We start from the raw sequence: 24761 nt of genomic DNA on the forward strand, positions 1-24761 counted from the left end.
TTCGCGCCAAGTCTTCACACCATCGGCGGAGAGTGGTGTTGCGCACTCGTTAAGTGATTCCGCTTGACGCCGGTGGTCGCCGCCGCGTTGGCTTTTCAGTCACATGGGCCGCAATGCCGCGCCCGCGTCCGGAGAGCATCAGAAGTGAGCAGCCCCATGCGTCGTATCGCCATAGCCGTGGCCGCGTCCACGATGACCTTCTCGCTGGCCGCCTGCGGCGCGCTCGGCGCCGCGAGCGGGAGCGAGGCGAGTCCGACGAAGGGCAACGACATCACCGTGGGTGTGCTGATGCCGGAGAAGACGAACACCCGCTACGAGGAGTTCGACTACCCGATCATCCAGAAGAAGGTCGCCGAGCTCACCGACAAGCAGGGCAAGACCGTCTACGCCAACGGCGAGGCCAACGCCAAGAAGCAGGCCACGCAGATGCAGCAGATGATCGACCAGAAGGTCGACGTCATCCTGCTGGACGCCGTGGACTCGCACGCCATCGCGGGCATGGTGGAGAAGGCCAAGGAGGCGGGCATCCCGGTCATCGCCTACGACCGGCTCGCCGAGGGCCCGATCGACGGGTACGTCTCCTTCGACAACGAGCTCGTCGGCGAGGTGCAGGGCCGCTCCCTCCTGGAGGCGCTCGGCTCGGACATCGACACCTCCGACAAGATCGTGATGATCAACGGCTCGCCGTCCGACCCGAACGCCGGGCAGTTCAAGGCGGGCGCGATGTCCGAGCTCAACGGCAAGGTGACCATCGCCAAGACGTACGACGTCGACGGCTGGAAGCCGGAGATCGCGCAGAAGAACATGGCCGAGGCGGTCAACGCGATCGGCAAGGGCAACATCAAGGCCGTGTACTCCGCCAACGACGCCATGGCCGGCGCCGCCATCCAGGCGATGGAGGACGCGGGCCTGACCAAGATCCCGCCGATCACCGGCCAGGACGCGGAGCTGTCCGCGGTGCAGCGGATCGTCGCGGGCGAGCAGTACATGAGCGTCTACAAGCCGTACCCGGACGAGGCCGAGGCCGCCGCCGAGATGGCCGTGACGAAGATCCAGGGCAAGGGCATCCAGTTCGACGCCCTCGCCAAGGACAGCGTCGACAGCCCCACGAACAAGGACATCCCGGCCCAGCTCGTCCAGGTCGTCGCCCTGACGAAGGACAACATCAAGAGCACGGTCGTCAAGGACGGCATCTACACCGTCAAGGACATCTGCACCTCGCAGTACGCGAGCGCCTGCCAGACGGCCGGCCTCAAGTAAGCCCGCCGACAAGGGCCGGAGGGGTTCCCCTCCGGCCCTTCGTGCTGTCCCGGTCCCCTTCGCGCGTCGGGCGGCGCCGGGCGCGACACCGTCAGCTTGTTGCAAGGGGGCGGACGGAGGCCCGCACATACCCGTCAATACCCGTCCGTATCCCCGGCCATGGCCCGGGGAGCCGTGTTGCGGAGCCGGTCCGGGCCGCGCATAGTTGCGGAGCCGAGGGGGCTTCGAGGCTCCGCTGGGGAAACAGGACAAGAGGGCGGTAGACGCTGGAACCGGGGGTGGGATGGGCAATGGCCGGGCTCGGGGCGGACAACCATCCACACGGCGCTGACCGGCTGTGCGAGGCCGGGGACCGGGTGTACTCCCGGGCCGTACGACGCGGCCGTGTGCCGCGCGCCGACGCCGAACCGGTGCCCTGTCTGCTGGAACTGGCCCTGCTGCACCCGGACCCCGACGACATGGACTGGCTGGTGCCGACCGCCCCGCAGGAGGTCATGACCCGGCTGCTGCGCGGCGTCCACGACGAGGTCAGCGCGAGCCAGCGGCGGGTGGGGGAGGCGGTCGCGGCGGTCGAGCGGTACGCCGGCCTCGGACCCAGTGTCGTGCCGGGCGCCGGTGAGGGGACCGCGATCCGGGTCCTCGACGGACTCTCCCGGATCCAGGCCGCGATGGACGAGGCGACCGAGGCGTGCACGACGGAGGTCCTCACCGTCCAGCCCGGCGGCATCCGCCCCGAGCACGAGCTGACGGAGGGCCTGCACCGGGCGCTGGCGCTGCGCGGCCGGGGCGTGCGGATGCGGGACCTGTACACCCATGTCGCCCGGCACGGCCAGGGCCTGCTGAACTACCTGGAGCTGATGGGCGGTTCGGTGCAGGCGCGGACGCTGGACGAGGTCATCGACCGGCTGATCCTCTTCGACCGCAAGGTGGCCTTCATCCCCGCCAACGCCGACCGCACCCTCGCCCTGGAGCTGCGGCACCCGGCGCTGGTGGAGTACCTGGTGACGGTCTTCGAGCGGCTGTGGCGCCTGGCGATCCCCCTCACCGCCCCGCTGCCCGACACCGGCATCGAGGGCATCTCCCACCGCGAGCAGTCCATCGCCGCCCTGCTGGCCGAGGGCCACCAGGACGCGGTGATCGCGGAACGGCTGGGGATCAGCGTGCGCACCTGCCGCGCCCACATCGCGCGGCTGTCGGAGACGCTCGGGGCGGCCAGCCGTACGCAACTGGGCGTCCGGATCGCGCAGGTGGGCCTGGACGGCCCGACGGCGGTGTCCTCGATCACGCTCCCCGGTCAAGAATCCCGGACCGTCCGATGAGGTAGCCGAGCTGGGCGCGGCTGTCGCTGCCGAGGGTGGCGGCGAGCTTGGCGATGTGGACGCGGACGGTGCGGATGTTCATACCGAGCCGGTCGGCGACGACGGCGTCGGTGTGGCCCTCCACGAGCAGTCCGGCGATGGCCCGTTGGCGGGGCGTGACGCCGTTCAGGCTCGGCCGGTGGACGGTTTGCGGGTACATGGGCGTGGCCTGCCACCACAGCCGGTAGAAGGTGGTGGCGAGGAACTCGACCAGGGCCGGGTGCCGGACCTCCAGCGCGACCGTGCCGTCCCCGTCGGCGGGGATGAACGCCACGGTGCGGTCGGCGACGATGAGCCGGTCGGTGACCTCGTCCAGGGAGCGCGCCTCGGCGTCGCCGCGCAGTTGCTCGTAGCGGGCGAGGACGAGCGGCATGTGGCGCTGGGTGTGCTGGTACAGGGTGCGGATGCGGGCGCCGCGCTCCAGCAGCGCCTGGTCCCGGTCCATCGCCACCACCTGGGCGGCGGCGCCCCGGCTGTCGCTGTAGTGGACGTTGGGCTGCACGCACAGGAGTTCGTCCTCGACCGCGGTCATGGCCTCGGTGATGGCCTCGTTGATGGGGCCGTTGCCGCTGACGAGCCGGATCGCCGGGTTCTCCGCGACCGCCGCGGCGCGCCCCTCGGTCCGCATCAGCGGTGCGAACGCCTCGGCGAGCCGCTGCTCACGCCGCCGCTCGTGCGCCACACGGTCCGTGGTGGCGCGGAGCATGCGGTGCAGGGCGAGGGCGGGCGGTACGGGCTCCAGCCGGCCGGCGTCCCGGGCGTCGGGGCGCAGCAGCCCGTTCCCCAGGACGCAGGGGACGGGCCCGGCGTCCCGGCTGTCCACCCCGCCCTCGCGCAGGGCCCGTGCGTAGAGCTCGACGCCCTCCCGGCACGGGTCCTCCGGGCCGTGCTCCGCGTGGGCTGCCGGCGTGCTCACTCGACCGTGTCCTCCTGGCCGAGAAGGCCCGACTGCCCGATGAGGTAGCCGAGTTGGGCGCGGCTGTCGCTGCCGAGGGTGGCGGCGAGCTTGGCGATGTGGACGCGGGCGGTGCGGATGTTCATGCCGAGCCGGTCGGCGATGACGGCGTCGGTGTGGCCCTCGACGAGGAGGGCGGCGATGGCCCGCTGACGGGGCGTGATGCCGTCGCGGGTGGGCTGCTGCACCGCCTCGGGGTACATGGGGGTGGCCAGCCGCCACAGCCGGTCGAAGGCGGTGACGAAGAAGGCGATCAGCGCCGGGTGGCGGATCTCCAGGGCGAGGGTGCGGTCCTTGTTGGCGGGGATGAAGGCCACGGCCCGGTCCACGATGATCAGACGCTCCGTCACCTCGTCCAGACTGCGGGCCTCTACGTCGCCGTTCAGGCGCTCGTAGCGGGCCACGACACTCGGCGCGTGGCGCAGGGTGTGCTGGTACAGGGTGCGGATGCGGCCGCCGCGGTCCAGCAGGGCCTGGTCGCGGGCGAAGGCCTCCGCGTGCACGGGCGGGGGCGGCTGGGCGTGCCGGTCGCTGGTGCTCGGCTGGACGGCCAGCAGTTCGGAGCCCGCGGCCACGGCCTGGCCGATGACCCGGCTGATCAGGTCGACCCCGCTGAGGACGCTGATCATGGCGGAGTCGTCGGTGCCGGTGCGGCCGCCGTCGATCCGCATGAGGGGCTCGAACGTCTCGGTCAGCCTGGCCTCGCGCCGCCGTTCGTCCGCGATGCGCTCCTCCGCGATCCGCAGCATGCGGTGCAGGGCGACCGCGGGGGCGACCGGCTCCAGCCGCTCCGGGTCGGTGACGGCGGGGTGCAGGAGCCCGAAGTCGAGCAGACAGGGCGCCTGTCCGGCGTCGACGCCGGGTACGTACCCCTCGCGCAGGGCACGCGCGTACAGCTCCGTCCCTGCCGCGCACAGGTTCTCCACGCCGTGCTCGGGGTGGGGCACCGGGGTCACTCGGTCACTCCCTCCTGCTTGAGGATTCCCGACTCCGCGATGAGGTAGCCGAGTTGGGCGCGGCTGTCGCTGCCGAGGGTGGCGGCGAGCTTGGCGATGTGGACGCGCGCGGTGCGGATGTTCATGCCGAGCCGGTCGGCGACGACGGCGTCGGTGTGCCCCTCGACGAGGAGGGCGGCGATGGCCCGCTGCCGGGACGTGACGCCGTTGAGGGAGGGCGGGGGGACGGCCTCGGGGTACATGGGGGTGGCGAGCCGCCACAGGCGGTCGAAGGCGGTGGCGAGGAAGTCGACGACGACGGGGTGGCGGATCTCCAGGGCGAGGGTGCGGTCCTCGTTGGCGGGGACGAAGGCGACCTCGCGGTCCACCACGATCAGGCGCCGGGTGACCTCGTCGAGGGTGCGCGCCTCGACGTCGCCGTGCAGGTGCTCGTAGCGGGCCAGGATGCTGGGCGCGTGGCGCAGGGTGTGCTGGTAGAGGGTGCGGATCCGGCCACCGCGGTCCAGCAGGGCCTGGTCGCGGGCCAGGGCGTCGGCCTGGAGTCCGGCGGGGGAGTGGGTGTGCCGGGTGTGCGGCTGGATGGTGAGGACCTCGCCCGAGGTGTCCGACACGGCCCGGTGGATGGCCTGGCCGATGCGGTCGAGACCGCTGAGGACGCTGATCGTCGGGGTCTCCGCGGCAGCGTCGTACCGGCTGTCGATCCCCGTCAGCGAATCGAACGCCGCCGCCAGCCGCTCCTCCCGTCTGCGCTCGTCCGCGATGCGGTCCTCGACGCCGCGCAGCAGCCGGTGGAGGGCGAAGGCCGGGGCGACGGGCCGCAGCCACCGCGGGTCCCCCACGTCCGGCTGGAGCAGCCCCAGGTCGACCGGACACGGCGTCCCCTCCGCGTCCTCGGTGCTCACCCGTCCTTCGCGCAGGGCACGGGTGTACAGGTTCAGGCCCGCCTCGCACAGTTCCTCCGTCCCGTGCGTGTGAGCCCCGGTCACGGGTGGTCCTCTCCCCCCGATACGGGCTGGTCGGGCTTGAGGATGCCCGACTGCGCGATGAGGAAGCCGAGCTGGGCGCGGCTGCCGCTGCCGAGGGCGGTGGCGAGCTTGGCGATGTGGGCACGGCAGGTGCGGACGTTCATGCCCAGACGGCGGGCGATCGCCTCGTCGACGTGCCCCTCGACGAGGAGCTTGGCTATGGAGTGCTGGATGTCGGTGATGCCGTCGGGGGCCGTCTCGTAGGGCGCGCCGGCGTTCAGCGGGACGGCACGGGTCCACATGAACTCGAACACCTTGATGAGGTAGCGGACCAGGCCGGGGTGGCGCAGCTCCAGGGCGACCTGCCGGTCGTCGCGCGTGGGGATGAACGCGACGGTCTCGTCGAGGATGATCAGCCGCTCGACCAGTTCGTCGATGGTGCGGTACTCCGCCTTGCCGTCGGCGAAGTGGTCCACCCAGGCCAGCCGCTCCGGGCTGTACCTGGCCGTGTGCTGGTAGAGCGTCCGGATCCGCACCCCCCGCTCGATGAGCGGTCTGTCGCGCTCCAGGGCCTCCATGAGCCGGTTCTCGGAGCTGCGGCGGCCGCTCGGCTGGACCGTGAGCATCTCGGTCTGGCACTGGGCGGTGGCCAGGTCGAGCGCCGCGTTGATGCGGTCGAGGCCCTCCAGCACGGTGATCGAGTGCGTGGAGGTGGTGTCCTGCGCGCTGAGGGCCATGAACGGCTCGAAGACCTCGGTGAGCGCGATCGACAGCCGCCGGTTCTCGCTGATCTCGTGCTCTATGGGGTGCAGGCGCTGGGCCAGGGCAACGGCAGGTGAGACGGGGCGCAGCCAGTTCGCGTCGTCGGGGTCGGGGTGCAGGAGGGCGAATTCCATCAGGCAGGGGGCGGGTTCGATGTCCGCCCGGAGAATGCGTCCCGTGCGCAGCGCGTTCGCGTAGAGGCGACTTCCCTCTTCACACAACTCGGTCATCGCATGGGGATGTGTCGCCTTAATCCCATTTGTTGCCAAATCTCCACCCCCCAGGGTCCTGAACATGCAGGAACATGATGCACCGATCGTGTGGCCATGACGTGCCTGAATGAGCCATCGTCTTACTCGACGGGGGAAGAGGGGACCTTCAAGTGAGGACGAAGCCGACTATGCGTAAGAGAATGCTTCGCTCGGTGCTTGTCGCCGCCTTCTCCGCCGTTGTGGCCTTCGGAGCTCTGAGTGGCCTCTCCGGTGCGAAGAGCGATGCGCGCGAGACGGGTGGTGTGCAGTCTGTCGTCGTCGCGGACGACGAGCTGGTCGCGGTCCCGGCCGACAGCAAGTGGGACTGAGGCCGATGACCACGCCACCCGACGACCGCTCCTTCCGCAGGGAGATGGCCACCGCCTACCGCTCCGGATGGCACTTCATCGATCTTGTCACCGCGATCCCCCACCCCGGTGACTCGTTGATGGTGACCGTCTTCGGCGAACCGGTGGTCGTCACCCGGGACGAGGACGAGGACGTGCGGGCGTACCGGTGTCTGCGGCGGCCTCGGGGGGCGCCGCAGCCCGTTCGGTGTGCCATCCGGTACGGAATGATCTTTGTGAACCTGGACCAACGAGACCATCGGCTGGTGGAACCGGAAACCCCCACCCCGCGGACCATCTCAGCCACCCCCCGCAGTGCCTGACGCGATTCCCCCGTCGTAACAGATCGCGCAGGTGCTTCCCCCCGCAGCGGCGTCACCGTGACCTGAACACGGTGACGCCGCTGCAGTTTTGGGCGACATTTCGGCGTATCGGGTGATCACCCCATGGCTGAAAAATGTCCCATCGCTCCCGTGAGGGAGATCTCGATGACCACCCGCTGCGGGTTCGGCGCAGGGGTGCGTTCGTAGCGCTCGGCGTACCGCCGCACCGCCTCCGCCACCCGTTCCGGTTCCGTGCGGACGTGCGCCCGCCCCTCCAGCGTGGCCCAATACCGCCCCGCCACCTGGCACACCGCCACCGCCGCGCCCTCCTCGCCGGCCTCCAGCACGTGCCGCACCTTCGCGCTGGTCCGGTTGGTGATGACCCGGGCGAGCCGGGCCTCGGGGTCGTAGGTCACCCCGACGGGCACCACGTGCGGGGTGCCGTCCGGGCGCGGGGTCGTCAGTGTGCACAGATGCCGTTCGCGCCAGAAGCTGAGGAACGACGGGTCCGGGGCACCCGGATCCTGGGCGTAGGAGGTCATGCCGGGAAAGCTAGTCCCCCCATCCCTCCCGTGGACCGCCTTGAGTGGAATAGACTCAACTTTATGTACGCTGACTGAGTCAGTGCAGGAGCCGGTACCGGAGCGACACCAGGAGGAGTACGGACACGTGGATGCCGAGCTGACCAACCGGAGCCGGGACGCGATCAACGCGGCCAGCAACCGGGCCGTGACCGAGGGACACCCGGACCTCACCCCCGCCCACCTGCTCCTCGCTCTGCTCCAGGGGCAGGACAACGAGAACATCGTCGATCTGCTCGCGGCCGTCGACGCCGACCAGGCCGCCGTGCGGTCCGGCGCCGAGAAGGCGCTCGGCGCGCTGCCCAGCGTGGCCGGGTCCACCGTCGCGCCCCCGCAGCCCAACCGCGACCTGCTCACCGTCATCGCCGACGCGCAGGCCCGCGCCAAGGACCTCGGTGACGAGTACCTCTCCACCGAGCACCTGCTCATCGGCATCGCCGCCAAGGGCGGACCCGCCGCCGAGGTGCTGACCCGCCAGGGCGCCACCCCGAACAAGCTGATCGACGCCTTCCAGAAGGCCAGAGGAGGGCGCAGGGTGACCACCGCCGACCCCGAGGGGCAGTACAAGGCCCTGGAGAAGTTCGGGACCGACTTCACCGCCGCCGCACGGGAGGGCAAGCTCGACCCCGTCATCGGCCGCGACCAGGAGATCCGCCGGGTCGTCCAGGTGCTGTCCCGCCGTACGAAGAACAACCCCGTCCTCATCGGTGAGCCCGGCGTCGGCAAGACCGCCGTCGTCGAGGGGCTCGCCCAGCGGATCGTCAAGGGGGACGTGCCCGAGTCGCTCAAGGACAAGCGGCTCGTGTCGCTCGACCTGAGTGCCATGGTGGCCGGCGCCAAGTACCGCGGTGAGTTCGAGGAGCGGCTGAAGACCGTCCTCGCCGAGATCAGGGACTCCGACGGGCAGATCATCACCTTCATCGACGAGCTGCACACCGTCGTGGGCGCGGGCGCCGGCGGGGACTCCTCCATGGACGCCGGCAACATGCTCAAGCCCATGCTGGCCCGCGGTGAGCTGCGGATGGTGGGCGCCACCACCCTCGACGAGTACCGGGAGCGGATCGAGAAGGACCCCGCCCTGGAGCGCCGCTTCCAGCAGGTGCTGGTCGCCGAGCCCACCGTCGAGGACACCATCGCCATCCTGCGCGGCCTCAAGGGGCGCTACGAGGCCCACCACAAGGTCCAGATCGCCGACAGCGCGCTGGTCGCGGCGGCCACCCTGTCCGACCGGTACATCACCTCCCGCTTCCTGCCCGACAAGGCCATCGACCTCGTCGACGAGGCGGCCTCCCGGCTGCGCATGGAGATCGACTCCTCGCCCGTCGAGATCGACGAACTCCAGCGCGGGGTCGACCGGTTGAAGATGGAGGAGCTCGCGCTGGACAAGGAGACCGACCCGGCCTCCCGCGAGCGCCTGGAGCGGCTGCGCCGCGACCTCGCCGACAAGGAGGAGGAGCTGCGGGGCCTGACCGCCCGCTGGGAGAAGGAGAAGCAGTCCCTCAACCGGGTGGGTGAACTCAAGGAGAAGCTGGACGAGTTGCGCGGCACCGCCGAACGCGCCCAGCGCGACGGCGACTTCGACACCGCCAGCAAGTTGCTCTACGGCGAGATCCCCACCCTGGAGCGCGACCTGGAGGCCGCCTCCGAGGCCGAGGAGGAGGCCGCCAAGGACACCATGGTCAAGGAGGAGGTCGGCGCCGACGACATCGCCGACACCGTGGCCGCCTGGACCGGCATCCCGGCGGGACGGCTCATGGAGGGCGAGACGCAGAAACTCCTGCGCATGGAGGAGGAGTTGGGGCGCCGCCTCATCGGGCAGGCGGAGGCCGTGCAGGCGGTGTCCGACGCCGTACGGCGCACCCGCGCCGGCATCGCCGACCCGGACCGGCCCACCGGCTCCTTCCTCTTCCTCGGTCCCACCGGCGTCGGCAAGACCGAACTCGCCAAGGCCCTCGCCGACTTCCTCTTCGACGACGAGCGGGCCATGGTCCGCATCGACATGTCGGAGTACGGCGAGAAGCACACCGTCGCCCGGCTCGTCGGAGCGCCTCCCGGCTACGTCGGCTACGAGGAGGGCGGCCAGTTGACCGAGGCGGTGCGCAGGCGGCCGTACAGCGTGGTGCTCCTCGACGAGGTGGAGAAGGCCCACCCGGAGGTCTTCGACATCCTGCTCCAGGTGCTCGACGACGGGCGCCTGACCGACGGGCAGGGCCGTACGGTCGACTTCCGCAACACGATCCTGGTGCTGACGTCCAACCTGGGCAGCCAGTTCCTGGTCGACCCGATCACCAGCGAGGCCGAGAAGAAGGAACAGGTCCTGGAGGTGGTGCGGGCCTCCTTCAAGCCGGAGTTCCTCAACCGGCTCGACGACCTGGTCGTCTTCTCCGCCCTCACCAAGGACGAGCTCGGCCGGATCGCGCGGCTCCAGATCGACCGGCTCGCCCGGCGCCTCGCCGAGCGCCGGCTCACCCTGGAGGTTACCGACGCGGCGCTGGACTGGCTCGCCGTCGAGGGCCTGGACCCGGCCTACGGCGCCCGCCCGCTGCGCCGCCTCGTCCAGACCACCATCGGCGACCGGCTCGCCAAGGAGATCCTGTCCGGCGAGGTCAAGGACGGCGACACGGTCCGGGTGGACGCCTTCGGCGACGGCCTGATCGTGGGACCGGCGAGCGGCAAGACGCTCTGAGGGGCGCGGTGACGAGGGGGCGCCGCCCCCTCGTCACGGCGTGAAGGCCACGAACCGCACCTCGGACCACCTGCGGCTGTCGTGGGTGACCTCGATCTGCACGGACGCCCCTTCCCCGGCGACCGGCCCCGCGCTCAGGCACGCGTCCACCTGGGAGTCGCCGCACCGCGTGGTCCGCAGCTCCGGCCCCTGCGGGAAGGTCGCGGCCACCCAGGCGCCGACCTCGGCGCGCGGCATCCCGAAACGTGCCTCGTAGCGGGGCTGCGGCCCGGCCTGGATCCCGCACCAGGCGTCGTTCGCGCCCGCAGGCAGCTTCGCCCCGCCAAAGGCCAGGGCCTCGGCGCACGAGGTCTTCCTGACGTCCGCGGCGACCGAGTCGTCCGTGAACAGCCAGGCGACCAGCAGCGCGATCACGGCCGCCACCACCAGCGTGGGCACGGCCACGATGGTCAGGAAGACCCCCCATCTGGTCCTGCCCGGCCCGCGCTCTTCCGCCACCGTCGCGATGTCCGTCCGTGTCATGTCTTCCCCCTGTGGTCGAACCCGTTTCTACCTGGGCTGACCGGATCATGTCAGCCCTGGGAGGACAGGGTCCGTCCGGGCTTGCCACCCCCCTCCCCGCATGGGGGAGGATGGCAGAATCCGTACGAAGGGAAATTCACGGTGACCATCGACCCGTCCTCGATTCCGAACTTCGGGGGCCAGCCCGAGCCGCAGCCCCAAGGACCGGCGGGCCCCGTCGTCCCGGATCAGGATCTCGTGAAGCAGCTCCTCGACCAGATGGAGCTGAAGTATGTCGTCGACGACGAGGGTGACCTCGCGGCGCCGTGGGAGCAGTTCCGTACGTATTTCATGTTCCGCGGTGAGGGCGACCAGCAGGTCTTCTCGGTGCGGACGTTCTACGACCGGCCCCACCAGATCGACGAGAAGTCCACGCTGCTGGAGTCCATCGACGACTGGAACCGGCGCACCCTGTGGCCCAAGGTCTACAGCCACACCCACGACGACGGCACCGTCCGTCTGATCGGTGAGGCGCAGATGCTCATCGGCACCGGCGTCAGCCTGGAGCACTTCGTCTCCTCCACCGTGAGCTGGGTGCGCGCCGCCATCGAGTTCGACAAGTGGCTCGTCGAGCAGCTCGGTCTCGAGCAGGAGGTCAACGACGCGGAGAAGCCCGAGGACGACGAGTAGGCGTCCTCGCGCCACCCGAGAGCCCGGCCAGGGCACCGGCCAGCACGGCCGCGTGCCGGGGCCGGGCTCTCGCCGTTGTGCCACCGGCCGCAGAGCCGAGCTCCGCAGGCGCGGCGGCCCGTCCGTCCACAGCCTGTGGGTAACTTTTCCGGCGCGACGGCGCTTCTCGCCCTGGTCCTCGCCCTGGTCCTCGCCCGCGCCTGCGACTCCCGGGCCGCCGGTCAGCCCGCGAGCCCCTTCAGCCGCTGCACGGCCTCCTCCAGCACTCCCGTCCGCTTGCAGAACGCGAACCGAACGAACGGCGCGCCCGCCTCCCGGTGGTCGTAGAAGACCGCGTTCGGGATGGCGACGACGCCCGCGCGCTCGGGCAGGGCGCGGCAGAAGGCGAAGCCGTCGCCCTCCTCGGCGAGGACACCGCCGAGGGGACGGATGTCGGTGGTGACGAAGTAGGTCCCGGCGGGCCGGAACACCTTGAAGCCCGCCTCCGCAAGGCCCGCCGCCAGCAGGTCCCGCTTGCCCAGCATGTCCGCGCGGAACGCGGCGAAGTAGCTGTCGGGCAGGGCGAGCGCCTCGGCGACCGCGTACTGGAACGGCCCGGAGGACACGTACGTCAGGAACTGCTTCGCCGAGCGGACCGCCGAGACCAGTCCGGGCGCCGCCGTGATCCAGCCGACCTTCCAGCCGGTGAACGAGAAGGTCTTGCCGGCGGAGCCGATCGTGACCGTGCGCTCCCGCATCCCCGGGAAGGACGCGAGGGGCAGGTGCTCGGCCTCGTCGAAGACCAGGTGCTCGTAGACCTCGTCCGTGACCACCAGCAGGTCCCGCTCCACGGCCAGCTCGGCGATCGCCGTCAGCTCCTCGCGGGTGAGGACCGTGCCGGTGGGGTTGTGCGGGGTGTTGATCAGCAGGAGCCGGGTCCGGTCGGTGACGGCGGCGCGCAGCTCGTCGAGGTCGAGGCGGAAGCTGCTCTCGTGCGGCCGCAGGGTGACCGGGACCCTGGTCCCGCCCGCCATGGCGATACAGGCCGCGTAGGAGTCGTAGTACGGCTCGAACGCGACGACCTCGTCGCCCGGCTCCACCAGCGCGAGCAGGGCGGCGGCGATGGCCTCCGTGGCGCCGGCCGTGACCAGGACCTCGGTGTCGGGGTCGAAGGCCAGTCCGTAGCGGCGCTCCTGGTGCGCGGCGACCGCCGTGCGCAGCTCCGGGACGCCCGGGCCCGGCGGGTACTGGTTGCCGCGTCCGTCGCGCAGCGCCCGCACGGCCGCCTCCCTGACCTCCTCGGGCCCGTCCGTGTCGGGGAAGCCCTGCCCCAGGTTGATCGACCCGGTCCGCAGGGCCAGGGCGGACATCTCGGCGAAGATCGTCGTCCCGAACTCGGTGAGACGGCGGTTCAGCAGGGGGCGCGCGCTGGAGGTCATGCCGGTCATCCTGCGCCCAAGCTCTGGAGTTCCTCAACTCTGCTTTGGCCCGTGACGCGGAAGGGCATCTCCTGCTCACGCAACCGGCGAGGCGCCCACGGGGGGTCGCTTCGGGGGGTAACGGAAGGAGGGTGAGCCATGGTCTTCGGCATCATCCTGGCGGTGTTCCTGGTCCTGTTCGTCGGGACCCTCGTGTCGGCCGCGAACAGGAAGAAGCGTGTCCGGCTGGTCAAGCGGGGCCGCGGCTCCGGGTACCAGGGGCACCGGGAGAGCTGGTGGGCCGGCGGTACGGCGGGGTCCGGGTCGACGTGCGGTTCGTCGGGCGGGAGTTCCGGCGGCCACTCCGGTGGGCACCACGGCGGGCACTCGTGCGGTGGCGGTCACTCCTGCGGCGGTGGGTCGTCCTGTGGTGGCGGGTCGTCCTGCGGCGGCGGGGGCGGATGCGGGGGAGGTAGCTGACACGGGGCAGCTCACCTCCACCAGGGGGAACCGCATCCGTGACGGGGGGAACGGGGGAAGCGGGGGCGTGGGGTCCGGACCTGGGTCGGGCCGCACGCCCCCGCTTGTCGCTTTTTCACTCCGGTGCTCCGGCGCACGCTCCGGCCGCCGTGGCGCGCGCCGTGGTTGAACAGATGAGCTGGGGAGCCCACGCAGGGATGGAAACCCCACGAAGTTGGGTAAAAACGCTGTGGTGGCGCCACCGTTCATGATTCCCTCTAACTCACCAACGCAGCCCCTCGGACGTCCTCCGGACACGTCCTGACCTCCCACTGGGCTGACCGGGCCGATCCCCCCACAGTCGCCCGGGTGCGCCGGAACCCCACACCACCCTTTCTTTGCGTGCTTGCGGAGCCGATCCATGCTCACGACCCTGAACACCTCGTACACCGACACGCGCGCGGCCGACCTCGCCTGGGCCCTGGGGCGCGAGCCGCTGCCCGCCCTCGCCGAGCTCGACCTCGACATCGCCGGGGCGAAGCTTCAGTTGAGACTCCTCGGCGCCTCCCACCAAGTGCTCCTCGAGGAGGACCGGGGCACCTGCTCGGAGACGGTGGCGTGCATCCCCGGCAGCAGCACACCGCTGCCGCTGGGCGTGGCCAAGCGGGTGGGGGACTGGGAGTACGAGTTCGCCGCGCGCGTCGAGGCCCTGTCGCCGGGTCAGTTCGCGGGCCGGGCACAGGAGTTGCTCGCGCTGGTGTCCGACCACCCGCACGGTCTCGCCGGCGTCTTCCCCGGCAGCCCGCACGCGTTCACGGCCCTGCTCGCCCAGCGGTACGAGGGCCAGGTGCACTGGCGGACCTGGCACGCGTACCCGCAGGACGGGCAGTTGGTGGCCACCCGGACCCGTGTCGGGGTCAGGGTCCCGGTGGGGACGTCGGGTTGAGCCGGGCAAACCCCTGTCCCCGGGTTCACTCCCAGTTCCACACGTGTGGGTGACGAAGCGTGCCGTGGCCGTGACGTAACGTCGCACCGTGATCGAGCCGCACGCCCCCGCCCCGCCCGGCGCTCCGCCGCCCTGGGCCGGGCCCGCGCGGCTCCCGGTCCGCCCCGGCGTCGGCCGGTTCCTCGTCCTGGCCTGCGTCTTCGTCTGCGCGGCCTGCGGACTGGTGTACGAGCTCGAACTGGTCGCCCTCGCCTCGTACTTGACCGGTGACTCGGTCACCCAGGCCTCCGTGGTGCTGTCCGTCATGGTCTTCGCCATGGGCATCGGCTCGCTGGCCGCCAAACGGCTGCGCCGGCTCGCGGCGGCCGCCTTCGGCGCGCTGGAGGCGCTGCTCGCGCTGGTCGGCGGGTGCAGCGCGATGGCGCTGTACGCCGTGTTCGCGTGGACCGGGGACTGGGGCGGGCTGTGGGCGAGCGGCCCGCGCTGGCTCCTGGTCGCCTTCTCCCTCGCCATCGGTCTGCTCATCGGCGCCGAGGTCCCCCTGCTGATGGAGCTGATCCAGCGCATCCGCCGCCAGGACGCGGGCGGCGCGGTGGCCGACCTGTTCGCGGCGGACTACGTCGGCGCCCTGGTCGGCGGCCTGGCCTTCCCGTTCCTCCTGCTGCCCCTGCTGGGCCAGTTGACCGGCGCGATGCTCACCGGCGCGGTCAACGCGGTCGCGGGCGGCGCCCTGGTCCTCGGCCTGTTCCGCGGCGACCTGACCCGCCGGGCCCGCCGGCTGCTGCTGGTCGCCAACCTCGCCGTGCTCGGCGTCCTCGCCACCGCCACCGTCCTCGTCGACGACTTCGAGCGGGCCGCGCGGGAGGCGGTCTACGGCCAGGACGTGCGGGTCGCCCTGCAGACCGGTGTCCGGGAGGTCGCCCTCACCGGCGGCACCGACGGCCGCCCCCTCGACCTGTACGTCGACGGCCGCCTCCGGGTCAGCGGCAGTGCCGAGGACCGCTACCACGAGGCCCTCGTCCACCCCGCGATGAACGGCCCCCACGCGCGCGTGCTCGTCCTCGGCGGCGGCGACGGCCTCGCCGCCCGCGAGGTGCTCAGGCACGCCGGTGTCCGTCGGGTCGACGTCGTGGCCCTCGACCCGGCCGTGGTCGGCCTGGCCCGCCGCGACCCCGCGCTCTCCCGGCTCAACGACCACGTCTACGGCGACGCACGCGTCCACGTCAGCACGGTGGACGCGTTCCGCCGGCTGCGGACATCGGCGCCCGGACCGTCGTACGACGTGGTGATCGCCGATCTGCCCGACCCCGGCGCCACCGCCGGCGGCAAGCTGTACTCGCAGGAGTTCTACGGCCTCGTCCGCCGCGCCCTGGCCCCCGACGGCCGGATCGTCGTGCACGCGGGCCCGGTCTCCTCCCGCCCCCGGGTGTTCTGGACGGTGGACGCCACCCTGCGCGCGGCCGGCCTGCGCACCACGCCCTACCGCGTCGACGGTCCCGGCACCGGCCCCGACAGCACGGCCGGGGTGTCCCGCGCTCCCCGCGACTGGGGCTTCGTGCTGGCGTCACCGGGCCGGCGGCCGGCCCTGGCCCTGGACCCCCGGGGGCCCCGGCCGGCGACCCTGACGGCGGAGTCCCTGCGGGCGGCGCGCAGAGCGGCACAGGCGACCCGGGTGGGCGGCCTGGCGGCGTCCACGTTGGTGCATCCGCGCTACTGAACCGTGCCACCGGGGCGTAAGGGCGCTGTCACTTTCGACCAACGGGGGTGCAGGGACGGCGCCCCTGGGTAGGCTCGGCAACCATGGAGCATGAGGTGTTCGTTCCGGTTCCGGTCGAGCGGCTGCGGGACACGCTGGGGGACCCCGTCAGGGTGGCCCGGGCGGTTCCCGGGCTCCAGCAGGACGCCGGTGCCGAGCCCGTCGCCGGGCGCCTGAAGGTGCGGGTCGGCAGCCACTCCATCACCTACCGGGGCGCGGTCCGCGTCTCTGTCCGGGACGACGGTTCCTACGGCGTCGAGGGCGAGGCGGGCGAGACCCGCGGCACCGGTTCGGTCAAGCTCGCCCTCACGGTCCGTCTGCGCGACACCGAGGGCGGCACGACCCTGACCTTCGACGGCACGGCCTCGGCGGACGGCCGCGTCACCGAACTCCCCCAGGACGCGGTGGGCGCCGCGGTCGTCCGCCTGCTGAACCGTTTCGCGGAGGCACTGGGCGAGTCGAAGCAGGAGACGGCGGAGGCCGCGGAGACGGCGGACGCCCCGGAGGCGACCGAGGCGGCCGCGGAGAGCCCCGAGACGCCGGAGAACCCCGAGACTCCTGAGGCCGTCGCGGCGCAGGAGGCCGTGGAGACCCCTGAGGAGTCACCCGAGCAGCCCCCCACTCCCCTCGTCGACGACTACACGGAACCCACCGGCCCCCCGGCCGAGGCGGCGCACGCCCGGCGCACGATGATCGGCCGCAGCGCGGAAGAGGTCGACCACGCGCCCCCCAGGGGCCGCTACGCCCCCGTCCCCGCTCCCCAGACGGTCGCCTCGGGGGTGCCCCTGCGCTGGGCGGCGCCGGCGGCGGCGGTGGCCCTGGCGTCGGCGATCGTGGTGGGAAGGGCACTGCGGAAACGCCGTTGACCGGCTGCCCAGTAGGGTCGTCCCGTGAGCCATGAAGACATCACACTGACCGCGGGCGACGCGGAGGTGACCTTGCAGCCGGCAAACGGCGGACGGGTCGGGGGACTTCGAGTCGGGGGCGTCCAACTGCTGCGCCAGGGCGACCGGTTCGGCTGCTTCCCGATGGTCCCCTGGTGCGGCCGCATCCGGGACGGACGGTTCCGTGACGGCGCCGACGTCCACCAGATGCCGCTCAGCTCCCCGCCGCACGCCATCCACGGCACGGCCCGCGACGGCGCCTGGAACATCGCCCGCACGTCCACCGACGAGGCGGTCCTCACGTACGACCTCGTCGAGCCCTGGCCCTACCCGGGCCGGGTCACCCAGGTCGTGGCGCTCACCCCGGACGCCCTGACGCTCACGATGTCCGTGGAGACGTACGACGCCTCCTTCCCGGCCCAGATCGGCTGGCACCCCTGGTTCAACCGCACCCTCGACGGCGGCGAGCCCGCCCGGCTCGACTTCACCGCCGCCTGGCAGGAGGAGCGCGGCGACGACCACCTGCCCACCGGCAACCGCGTCGACCCGAAGCCCGGCCCCTGGGACGACTGCTTCGGCATGCCCGGCGGCGTCGACGTCACGCTCACCTGGCCCGGGCGACTGGAGCTGAAGGTCACGAGCCGCGAGGAATGGGTCGTGGTCTACGACGAGCAGGAGGCCGCCGTCTGCGTGGAGCCGCAGACCGGTCCACCCAACGGCCTCAACACCCTGCCGCGCCTGGTCACGCCCCTGGAGCCGCTGGAGGCCTCGACGACCTGGAGCTGGCGGCGCCTCTAAGCTGACAGACATGACTGACGCACGCGCCGCCCTCAAGCAGCAGATTCTCGACAAGGCCGTGGTGCACGGCAAGGTGACCCTGTCGTCCGGCCTGGAGGCCGACTACTACGTCGACCTGCGCCGGATCACGCTCGACGGCGAGGCGGCCCCGCTGGTCGGCCAGGTGCTCCTGGACCTGACCGCGGACCTGGAGTTCGACGCGGTCGGCGGCCTGACCATGGGCGCCGACCCGGTCGCCGGCGCCATGCTGCACGCGGCCGCCGCGCGCGGGAAGCGCCTGGACGCCTTCGTCGTCCGCAAGGCGGCCAAGGCGCACGGCATGCAGCGCCGGGTGGAGGGCCCCGACATCGCGGGCCGCCGGGTCGTGGTCGTCGAGGACACCTCCACCACCGGAGGCTCCCCGCTCGAAGCGGTCGCGGCGGTGCGCGAGGCGGGCGCGGAGGTCGTCGCAGTCGCGACGATCGTCGACCGTGCGACCGGTGCCGCCGAGAAGATCGAACAGGGTGCGGGCGTCCCGTACCTGTTCGCATTCGGCAAGGACGAGCTGGGTCTCGCCTGAGTCATCCACAGGCTGAGACGGCTCGGGCGAAGCATCCGGGTGAGTCTGGAAAGATGGGGCCGACGATGACGTCGAACCCCCACACAAGGTCTAGGTCAGGGCCGTAAGCACGCAGTACGCCAACCCGCGGACACAAGGAGCGGACAGATGCCCATCGCAACCCCCGAGGTCTACAACGAGATGCTCGACCGGGCGAAGGCAGGCAAGTTCGCCTACCCGGCCATCAACGTGACCTCGACCCAGACCCTGCACGCTGCCCTGCGCGGCTTCGCGGAGGCCGAGAGCGACGGCATCATCCAGATCTCGACCGGTGGCGCCGAGTTCCTGGGCGGCCAGTACAGCAAGGAGATGGTCACGGGTTCCGTGGCCCTCGCCGAGTTCGCGCACATCGTCGCCGAGAAGTACCCGGTCACCGTCGCCCTGCACACCGACCACTGCCCCAAGGACAAGCTCGACGGGTACGTACGCCCGCTGCTCGCCGTGTCCGAGGAGCGCGTCAAGGCCGGTGGCAACCCGCTGTTCCAGTCGCACATGTGGGACGGCTCGGCGGAGACCCTCGCCGACAACCTCTCCATCGCCCAGGAGCTCCTGGAGCGCGCCCGCGCCGCCAAGATCATCCTCGAGGTCGAGATCACCCCGACCGGTGGCGAGGAGGACGGCGTCACGCACGAGATCAACGACTCGCTGTACACCACCGTCGACGACGCGATCCGTACGGCGGAGGCGCTCGGCCTCGGCGAGAAGGGCCGCTACCTGCTGGCCGCCTCGTTCGGCAACGTCCACGGTGTGTACAAGCCGGGCAACGTCGTCCTGCGCCCCGACCTGCTGAAGGAGCTGAACGACGGCGTGGCCGCCAAGTTCGGCAAGCCGGCCGGCTCCCAGCCCTTCGACTTCGTCTTCCACGGCGGCTCCGGCTCCACGGAGGAGGAGATCCGCACCGCGCTGGAGAACGGCGTGGTCAAGATGAACATCGACACCGACACGCAGTACGCCTTCACGCGTCCGGTCGCCGACCACATGTTCCGCAACTACGACGGCGTCCTGAAGGTCGACGGCGAGGTCGGCTCCAAGAAGACCTACGACCCGCGCACCTGGGGCAAGCTCGCGGAGGCCTCCATGGCCGCCCGGGTCGTCGAGGCCACGCAGAACCTGCGTTCGGCGGGCACCCGGATCAAGTAAGTCCTGAGTTTCCTGTGAGCCCGGTGCCTTCGCGCCGGGCTCACGGTATATCTGGGCCCATGCCCGACGTCAGGCTGGCCTCCCCGCAGGGCAAGTGGATCCTGCTCACCACCGTCCTCGGCTCCAGCATGGCGATGCTGGACTCGACCGTCGTCAACGTCGCCCTGCCGCGCATCGGCCGCGACCTGGACGCCGACCTCGCCGCCCTCCAGTGGACGGTCAACGCGTACATGCTCACGCTGGCCGGGCTGATCCTGCTCGGCGGCTCCCTCGGGGACCGGTACGGCCGCCGCAAGGTCTTCGTGGTGGGGGTGGTGTGGTTCGCGGCCGCCTCCCTGCTGTGCGGCCTCGCGCCGAACGCCGGTGTCCTCGTCGCCGCCCGGGCCCTCCAGGGAGTGGGCGGCGCCCTGCTCACCCCCGGGTCCCTGGCCCTGATCCAGGCCTCCTTCCACCCCGACGACCGGGGCCGGGCCGTCGGCCTGTGGTCCGGGTTCGGGGGCATCGGGGCGGCCGTCGGCCCCTTCGTGGGCGGCTGGCTGGTGGACGGGCCGGGCTGGCGGTGGGTGTTCCTGCTCAACGTGCCACTCGCGCTGGTGTGCGCGCCGATCGCCCTGCGGCATGTCCCCGAGTCCGCGGACGGACGGTCCGACCACGGCCGGTTCGACGTGCTCGGCGCGGCCCTCGGCGCACTGGCGCTCGCGCTGGTGACGTACGCGCTGATCGAGGCACGCTCCGGCTCCCTGCTGGTCGCCGTCACGGCGGTCGCGGGGCTCGCCGCCGGGGTGGCCTTCGTCCTCGTGGAGAAACGCCGTCGCGACCCGATGATGCCGCTCGACATCTTCGCGTCCCGGCAGTTCACCGCGGTCAACCTGGTGACCCTGTGCGTGTACGCGGCCTTCGGTGGGTTCTTCTTCCTGGCCGCGCTCCAGCTCCAGGTGGTGGTCGGCTGGTCGGCCCTCCAGGCCGGTACGGCCCTGCTGCCGACGACCGCCCTCATGCTGCTGTTCTCGGCCCGCTCGGGCGCCCTCGCCGACCGCATCGGACCGCGCATCCCGCTCACCGCCGGACCGCTGCTGTGCGCGGCGGGGATGCTGCTGATGCTGCGGGTCGGCCCGGGCGCGTCCTACCTCCTGGACGTGGTCCCGGCCCTCCTGGTCCTCGGCACCGGCATGGTCACGCTGGTCGCCCCGCTGACGGCGACCGTGCTGGGGTCGGTGGACGCCTCGCGGGCCGGGCTGGCCAGCGGCATCAACAACGCGGCGGCCCGGGCGGCGGGCCTGATCGCGGTGGCCGCGCTGCCGCTGGTCGCGGGCATGGGGGAGGAGGCGTACCGGTCGCCGACGGCGTTCGACAGTGCGTTCGGGCGGGCGATGGTGGTGTGTGCGGGGGTGCTGGTCGTGGGGGCGGTGGTCGCCTTCGCGACGGTGCGGTCGCTGCCGCCGGGGTGCCGCCGGCCGGAGTGCCGGACGCATGGGGCGGTTCTCGCGCCGCCGCTGGAGGGGGAGCGGGCTCGGGGGCGGCTGTCGTAGGCCGGCCGCGGGTGCGGTCGTGGCCCTGGGCGGGTGCGGTGCAGGCTGGTCGAGCTGTACCCACCTGTCCGGGGGCGCGGGGGACTGCGCGACCAGCCCCCTCGGACCCGCAGCCGAAAACCTGCCGTCGGCGAGGGAGACTGGACCCATGTCCATTCACGAGAACCTTCTCGGGGGCCCGCCCCCGACCCACCTCCCCGACGACCCGGAGCCCCGTGAGCTCCTGGCCAACGGCACCCCGCCGGCGGACGTCGCCGCGAAGTACCCGACCTCCTCCCTGGCCTGGGCCCAGCTCGCCGACGAGGCGTTCGAGCGGGGCAGCGTCGTGGAGTCGTACGCCTATGCCCGTACGGGCTACCACCGCGGCCTGGACTCGCTGCGCCGCAACGGCTGGAAGGGCCACGGCCCCGTCCCGTGGGAGCACGAGCCCAACCGCGGCTTCCTGCGCGCCCTGCACGCCCTCGCCCGTGCCGCCGGTGCCATCGGCGAGCAGGCGGAGTACGAGCGCTGCTCGCAGTTCCTGAAGGACTCCTCGCTCACGGCGGCCGAGACGCTGGGCTGATCGCCACCGCTTTTCCGGGCCCGCCCGCGTGACCGGGCGGGCCTTGCCATTTCCGCGGACCATGGAAGAAGATGCCCGGCGGGGACCGGGGCCCCGTGTCGGTAACGGCAGGGCGGACCGCTACCCGGAGTAACAACAGGAGACAGCGATGTCGTCCCATGAGGCTCAGGAAACGCAGGAGCCCGAGACCCCGCATCTCGACTTCCAAGGCACGACGCCGTACGAGGACTACGTCAAGGCGGACGTGCTCACCCACCTCCAGCACACCCTCTCCGACGATCCCGGAGAGATGGTCTTCCTGGTCACGACCCAGGTCATGGAGCTGTGGTTCACCGTCATCGTGCACGAGTGGGAGACCGCGGCGGCCGCCCTGCGCTCCGACGACGTGCCCACCGCGGTCGCGGCGCTGAAACGATCCGTCCGAGAGCTGGAGGCGCTGAACGCCTCCTGGAAGCCGCTCGGCCAGCTCACGCCCGCACAGTTCAACTCCTACCGCTCGGCGCTCGGCGAGGGCTCCGGCTTCCAGTCGGCGATGTACCGCCGCATGGAGTTCCTGCTCGGCGACAAGTCCGCGTCCATGCTCGTGCCGCACCGGGGCGCGCCCCGTGTCCACGCCGAGCTGGAGAAGGCGCTGCACGAGCCGAGCCTGTACGACGAGGTGCTGCGGCTTCTGGCCCGCCGCGGGCACGCGATCCCGGCCTCCGTCCTGGAGCGAGACGTCTCGCGTCGCTACGAGCCGTCACCGGAGGTCGAGGCCGCCTGGACGGCCCTCTACTCCGGCCCCGAGGACGCCGAACTCGCCCGCCTGGGCGAGGCGTTGACGGATGTCGCCGAGCTGGTGTGGCGCTGGCGCAACGACCATCTCGTCGCCACCCGCCGCGCGATGGGCGCCAAGGCCGGCACCGGCGGCTCCGCCGGGGTGGCCTGGCTCGAGAAGCGCGCGCAGAAGAACGTGTTCCCCGAGCTGTGGACGGCGCGGTCCCATGTCTGATCTTGCCCTGCGAGCAGAGAAGTTGGACGGCGCCGACGAACTGGCGGGCCTGCGCGCGCAGTTCGTTCTCGACGACGTGGTGTACCTGGACGGCAACTCGCTGGGCGCCCTCCCGGCCGCCGTCCCGGAGCGCGTCGAGGACGTCGTACGCCGCCAGTGGGGATCCCTGCGGATCCGGTCCTGGGACGAGAGCGGCTGGTGGAACGCGCCCGAGCGGATCGGCGACCGGATCGCCCCGCTGGTCGGCGCGGCGGCCGGACAGATCGTGGTCGGCGACTCGACAAGTGTCAACGTCTTCAAGGCACTTGTGGGCGCGGTGCGGCTGGCGGGCGGTCCTGACGCCGGGCGGGACGAGGTGGTGGTCGACGCGACCACCTTCCCCACCGACGGGTACATCGCCGAGTCCGCGGCCCGGATGACGGGCTGCACCCTGCGCGCGGTGACCCCGGCCGAGGTGCCGGGCGTGGTGGGCGACCGTACGGCGGCCGTGCTGCTCAACCACGTCGACTACCGCACCGGGCGCCTGTACGACCTGCCCGGGCTCACGGCGGCCGTGCACGGCGCGGGCGCGATCGCCGTCTGGGACCTGTGCCACAGCGCGGGCGCCCTGCCGGTCGGTCTCGACGAGCACGGCGTCGACCTCGCGGTCGGCTGCACCTACAAGTACCTGAACGGCGGCCCCGGTTCACCGGCGTACCTCTACGTCCGCCGTGAGCACCAGGACCGCTTCGACTCCCCGCTGCCCGGGTGGAACTCCCATGCGGAGCCCTTCGGGATGCGGCCGTCGTACGAACCGGCGCCGGGCGCGCTGCGGGGCCGTGTCGGCACCCCCGACATCCTCTCCATGCTCGCCCTGGAGGCGGCCCTGGAGGTCTGGGACGGGGTGTCGGTCGAGGCCGTGCGCGCCAAGTCCCTCGCCCTGACGGACTTCTTCCTGGAGTGCGTCTCGTCGTACGTCGACGAGGGCCGCGTCGAGTGCGTGACCCCTTTGGCGCACGCCGAGCGCGGCAGCCAGGTCGCGCTGCGGTGCGCGGACGCGGGCGACGTGATGAAGCGGCTCATCGAGCGGGGCGTGGTGGGCGACTTCCGGCACCCTGACGTGCTGCGGTTCGGTTTCACGCCGTTGTACGTCGGGTTCGCGGACGTGGAGCGGGCGGCGCGGGTGCTGGCGGGGACGGTGGGCTGACGGGGTCTGTCGAAGTGGGGCGGGCCGGATGTTCCGCCGTTCCGGTCGGGCTGAGGGAGTCCGCGGCTCTCGGTCCGGCCGGTCGGTGCCGCCGGTCTCAGGCCGCTGCGGCGGTCTCTACGGCGGCCTCCGCGGCGGCCTCTACGGCGGTCTCTGCGGCGTACTCAGTCCTGTACGGCGTACACGCCCGCCCGGGCCGCCGCGACCGCCGCGTCCGCGGCGCGTTCGGCGGCGGCCGGGTCGGGGGTCGTGCCGGTGGTGAGGAGGCCGTAGTAGAGGGGGGCCGAGACCGCCCGTACGACGGTCGCCGGGTCCGTGCCGACGGGGAGTTCCCCGCGTGTGACGCCCTCCGTCACGCAGGGGGCCCACTCGGCGACCCGTACCGCGTAGAAGTGCCGCAGCGCCTCGGCGGTACGCGGGTCGCAGGCCGCCGCGGCGATGACCGCGCGGAACAGCGCCCCCTGCCGGGGGTCGGCGAGCGTGCGCTGGACCAGCAGGGCGTTGGCCCGCAGGTCCTCGCGGACCGAACCGGTGCGGGTGCGGGGCAGCGACTGCTCGGCCATGTCGGCGAGCAGGTCGGCGACCAGCGCGGTGACCGTCCCCCACCGCCGGTACACGGTCGTCTTGCCGACCTCCGCGCGCCGGGCGACCTCGGCGAGGTCCAGGCGGTCGAAACCCTGCTCGACGAGCACGTCCCCGGCCGCCCGCAGCACGGCCGCACGGACACGCGCGGTACGCCCGCCGGGACGTACGGTGCCGGGTTCGGCGGACATATCGGCCTCCTCGGTGTGCATCGGATCCGCGGGGGCGGACCCGTCGCCAGCGTAACGAAACAGCAGAACCGTTTAACCCTCACCGAGCGTGACATCCCCGTGTCCGC

The 24761-nt window shown here is 72.0% G+C and carries 24 protein-coding genes; 16 read left to right on the forward strand and 8 right to left on the reverse strand.

Going from position 1 to position 24761, the window contains the following annotated elements; translation table 11 throughout:
- Positions 1 to 156 precede the first annotated feature (156 nt).
- Positions 157 to 1260, forward strand: a complete 1104-nt coding sequence (locus tag ACZ66S_RS19830; protein ID WP_469902796.1) for a sugar ABC transporter substrate-binding protein — start codon at positions 157 to 159, stop codon at positions 1258 to 1260.
- Between the two features lie 290 nt (positions 1261 to 1550).
- Entirely contained in the window at positions 1551 to 2579 is a 1029-nt protein-coding gene (locus ACZ66S_RS19835; RefSeq protein ID WP_469902797.1) for a helix-turn-helix transcriptional regulator, read from the forward strand.
- Here ACZ66S_RS19835 and ACZ66S_RS19840 read toward each other — a convergent pair.
- Genes ACZ66S_RS19840 through ACZ66S_RS19855 form a run of 4 tightly spaced genes read right to left on the reverse strand, consistent with a single transcriptional unit; the run spans position 2542 to position 6486 of the window.
- Positions 2542 to 3534 carry a helix-turn-helix transcriptional regulator gene (locus ACZ66S_RS19840; RefSeq protein WP_469902798.1) on the reverse strand — a complete coding sequence of 331 codons (993 nt, stop codon included), beginning with the start codon at positions 3532 to 3534 and terminating at the stop codon, positions 2542 to 2544. The two genes, ACZ66S_RS19835 and ACZ66S_RS19840, sit on opposite strands and share 38 nt — an antisense overlap.
- Positions 3531 to 4529, reverse strand: coding sequence for a LuxR C-terminal-related transcriptional regulator (locus ACZ66S_RS19845; RefSeq protein ID WP_469902799.1), 999 nt, complete (start codon positions 4527 to 4529; stop codon positions 3531 to 3533). Before ACZ66S_RS19845 ends, ACZ66S_RS19840 begins: the two co-directional genes overlap by 4 nt.
- Positions 4526 to 5515 carry a helix-turn-helix transcriptional regulator gene (locus ACZ66S_RS19850; protein WP_469902800.1) on the reverse strand — a complete coding sequence of 330 codons (990 nt, stop codon included), beginning with the start codon at positions 5513 to 5515 and terminating at the stop codon, positions 4526 to 4528. Before ACZ66S_RS19850 ends, ACZ66S_RS19845 begins: the two co-directional genes overlap by 4 nt.
- Positions 5512 to 6486 (reverse strand): helix-turn-helix transcriptional regulator, encoded by a 975-nt coding sequence (locus ACZ66S_RS19855; RefSeq protein WP_469902801.1) that lies wholly within the window; start codon positions 6484 to 6486, stop codon positions 5512 to 5514. Before ACZ66S_RS19855 ends, ACZ66S_RS19850 begins: the two co-directional genes overlap by 4 nt.
- 170 nt (positions 6487 to 6656) lie before the next feature.
- Between ACZ66S_RS19855 and ACZ66S_RS19860 the strand changes: the two genes are divergently transcribed.
- Together ACZ66S_RS19860 and ACZ66S_RS19865 are read left to right on the forward strand one after the other, a co-directional pair.
- Positions 6657 to 6836 carry a hypothetical protein gene (locus tag ACZ66S_RS19860; protein ID WP_469902802.1) on the forward strand — a complete coding sequence of 60 codons (180 nt, stop codon included), beginning with the start codon at positions 6657 to 6659 and terminating at the stop codon, positions 6834 to 6836.
- A gap of 5 nt (positions 6837 to 6841) precedes the next feature.
- Positions 6842 to 7177 (forward strand): Rieske (2Fe-2S) protein, encoded by a 336-nt coding sequence (locus ACZ66S_RS19865; protein WP_028809089.1) that lies wholly within the window; start codon positions 6842 to 6844, stop codon positions 7175 to 7177.
- Between the two features lie 116 nt (positions 7178 to 7293).
- Here ACZ66S_RS19865 and ACZ66S_RS19870 read toward each other — a convergent pair whose 3' ends face one another.
- A complete protein-coding gene (locus ACZ66S_RS19870; RefSeq protein ID WP_469902803.1) occupies positions 7294 to 7719 on the reverse strand; it encodes a pyridoxamine 5'-phosphate oxidase family protein in 426 nt (141 codons plus the stop codon).
- 127 nt (positions 7720 to 7846) lie between these two features.
- Here ACZ66S_RS19870 and clpB point away from each other — a divergent pair, with 127 nt between their 5' ends.
- Entirely contained in the window at positions 7847 to 10444 is a 2598-nt protein-coding gene (gene clpB, locus ACZ66S_RS19875; protein WP_469902804.1) for an ATP-dependent chaperone ClpB, read from the forward strand.
- Between the two features lie 33 nt (positions 10445 to 10477).
- On the opposite strand, the gene ACZ66S_RS19880 is transcribed toward clpB, so the two are convergent.
- Positions 10478 to 10966, reverse strand: a complete 489-nt coding sequence (locus ACZ66S_RS19880) for a hypothetical protein (RefSeq protein ID WP_469902805.1) — start codon at positions 10964 to 10966, stop codon at positions 10478 to 10480.
- Between the two features lie 141 nt (positions 10967 to 11107).
- On the opposite strand from ACZ66S_RS19880, the gene ACZ66S_RS19885 reads away from it, so the two are divergent.
- The gene (locus ACZ66S_RS19885; protein WP_469902806.1) at positions 11108 to 11635 is read left to right on the forward strand and encodes a YbjN domain-containing protein; all 528 of its coding nucleotides are present in this window, start codon (positions 11108 to 11110) and stop codon (positions 11633 to 11635) included.
- Positions 11636 to 11856: 221 nt separating this feature from the next.
- Here the strand turns inward: ACZ66S_RS19885 and ACZ66S_RS19890 are convergent, their stop codons facing one another.
- On the reverse strand, positions 11857 to 13062 hold the full coding sequence (locus ACZ66S_RS19890) for a pyridoxal phosphate-dependent aminotransferase (RefSeq protein WP_469902807.1): 1206 nt from the start codon (positions 13060 to 13062) through the stop codon (positions 11857 to 11859).
- An 850-nt stretch (positions 13063 to 13912) separates the two neighbouring features.
- Here ACZ66S_RS19890 and ACZ66S_RS19895 point away from each other — a divergent pair.
- From ACZ66S_RS19895 to kynU, 10 genes are all read left to right on the forward strand, one after another.
- Entirely contained in the window at positions 13913 to 14437 is a 525-nt protein-coding gene (locus tag ACZ66S_RS19895; RefSeq protein WP_469902808.1) for a DUF2617 family protein, read from the forward strand.
- A gap of 88 nt (positions 14438 to 14525) precedes the next feature.
- Positions 14526 to 16154: a polyamine aminopropyltransferase gene (locus ACZ66S_RS19900; RefSeq protein ID WP_469902809.1), complete on the forward strand. Its 1629-nt coding sequence runs from the start codon at positions 14526 to 14528 to the stop codon at positions 16152 to 16154.
- A gap of 83 nt (positions 16155 to 16237) precedes the next feature.
- Positions 16238 to 17059 carry an SRPBCC domain-containing protein gene (locus ACZ66S_RS19905; RefSeq protein ID WP_469902810.1) on the forward strand — a complete coding sequence of 274 codons (822 nt, stop codon included), beginning with the start codon at positions 16238 to 16240 and terminating at the stop codon, positions 17057 to 17059.
- A gap of 24 nt (positions 17060 to 17083) precedes the next feature.
- The gene (locus ACZ66S_RS19910) at positions 17084 to 17875 is read left to right on the forward strand and encodes an aldose epimerase family protein (protein ID WP_469902811.1); all 792 of its coding nucleotides are present in this window, start codon (positions 17084 to 17086) and stop codon (positions 17873 to 17875) included.
- A 10-nt stretch (positions 17876 to 17885) separates the two neighbouring features.
- Positions 17886 to 18434, forward strand: coding sequence for an orotate phosphoribosyltransferase (gene pyrE, locus ACZ66S_RS19915; protein ID WP_466622636.1), 549 nt, complete (start codon positions 17886 to 17888; stop codon positions 18432 to 18434).
- Between the two features lie 147 nt (positions 18435 to 18581).
- Positions 18582 to 19613 carry a class II fructose-bisphosphate aldolase gene (fbaA, locus tag ACZ66S_RS19920; protein WP_469902812.1) on the forward strand — a complete coding sequence of 344 codons (1032 nt, stop codon included), beginning with the start codon at positions 18582 to 18584 and terminating at the stop codon, positions 19611 to 19613.
- 59 nt (positions 19614 to 19672) lie between these two features.
- The gene (locus ACZ66S_RS19925) at positions 19673 to 21142 is read left to right on the forward strand and encodes an MFS transporter (protein ID WP_469902813.1); all 1470 of its coding nucleotides are present in this window, start codon (positions 19673 to 19675) and stop codon (positions 21140 to 21142) included.
- A 148-nt stretch (positions 21143 to 21290) separates the two neighbouring features.
- Positions 21291 to 21704 (forward strand): DUF3151 domain-containing protein, encoded by a 414-nt coding sequence (locus ACZ66S_RS19930; protein ID WP_469902814.1) that lies wholly within the window; start codon positions 21291 to 21293, stop codon positions 21702 to 21704.
- Positions 21705 to 21852: 148 nt separating this feature from the next.
- Complete coding sequence (locus ACZ66S_RS19935) at positions 21853 to 22695, forward strand: tryptophan 2,3-dioxygenase family protein (protein ID WP_469902815.1); 843 nt, start codon at positions 21853 to 21855, stop codon at positions 22693 to 22695.
- The gene (gene kynU / locus ACZ66S_RS19940; RefSeq protein ID WP_469902816.1) at positions 22688 to 23881 is read left to right on the forward strand and encodes a kynureninase; all 1194 of its coding nucleotides are present in this window, start codon (positions 22688 to 22690) and stop codon (positions 23879 to 23881) included. The genes ACZ66S_RS19935 and kynU overlap by 8 nt, the downstream gene beginning before the upstream one ends.
- 164 nt (positions 23882 to 24045) lie before the next feature.
- Here kynU and ACZ66S_RS19945 read toward each other — a convergent pair whose 3' ends face one another.
- Positions 24046 to 24654 carry a TetR/AcrR family transcriptional regulator gene (locus ACZ66S_RS19945; RefSeq protein ID WP_469902817.1) on the reverse strand — a complete coding sequence of 203 codons (609 nt, stop codon included), beginning with the start codon at positions 24652 to 24654 and terminating at the stop codon, positions 24046 to 24048.
- Positions 24655 to 24761: the final 107 nt, after the last annotated feature.

Source organism: Streptomyces sp. NPDC107471 (genome assembly GCF_055582845.1).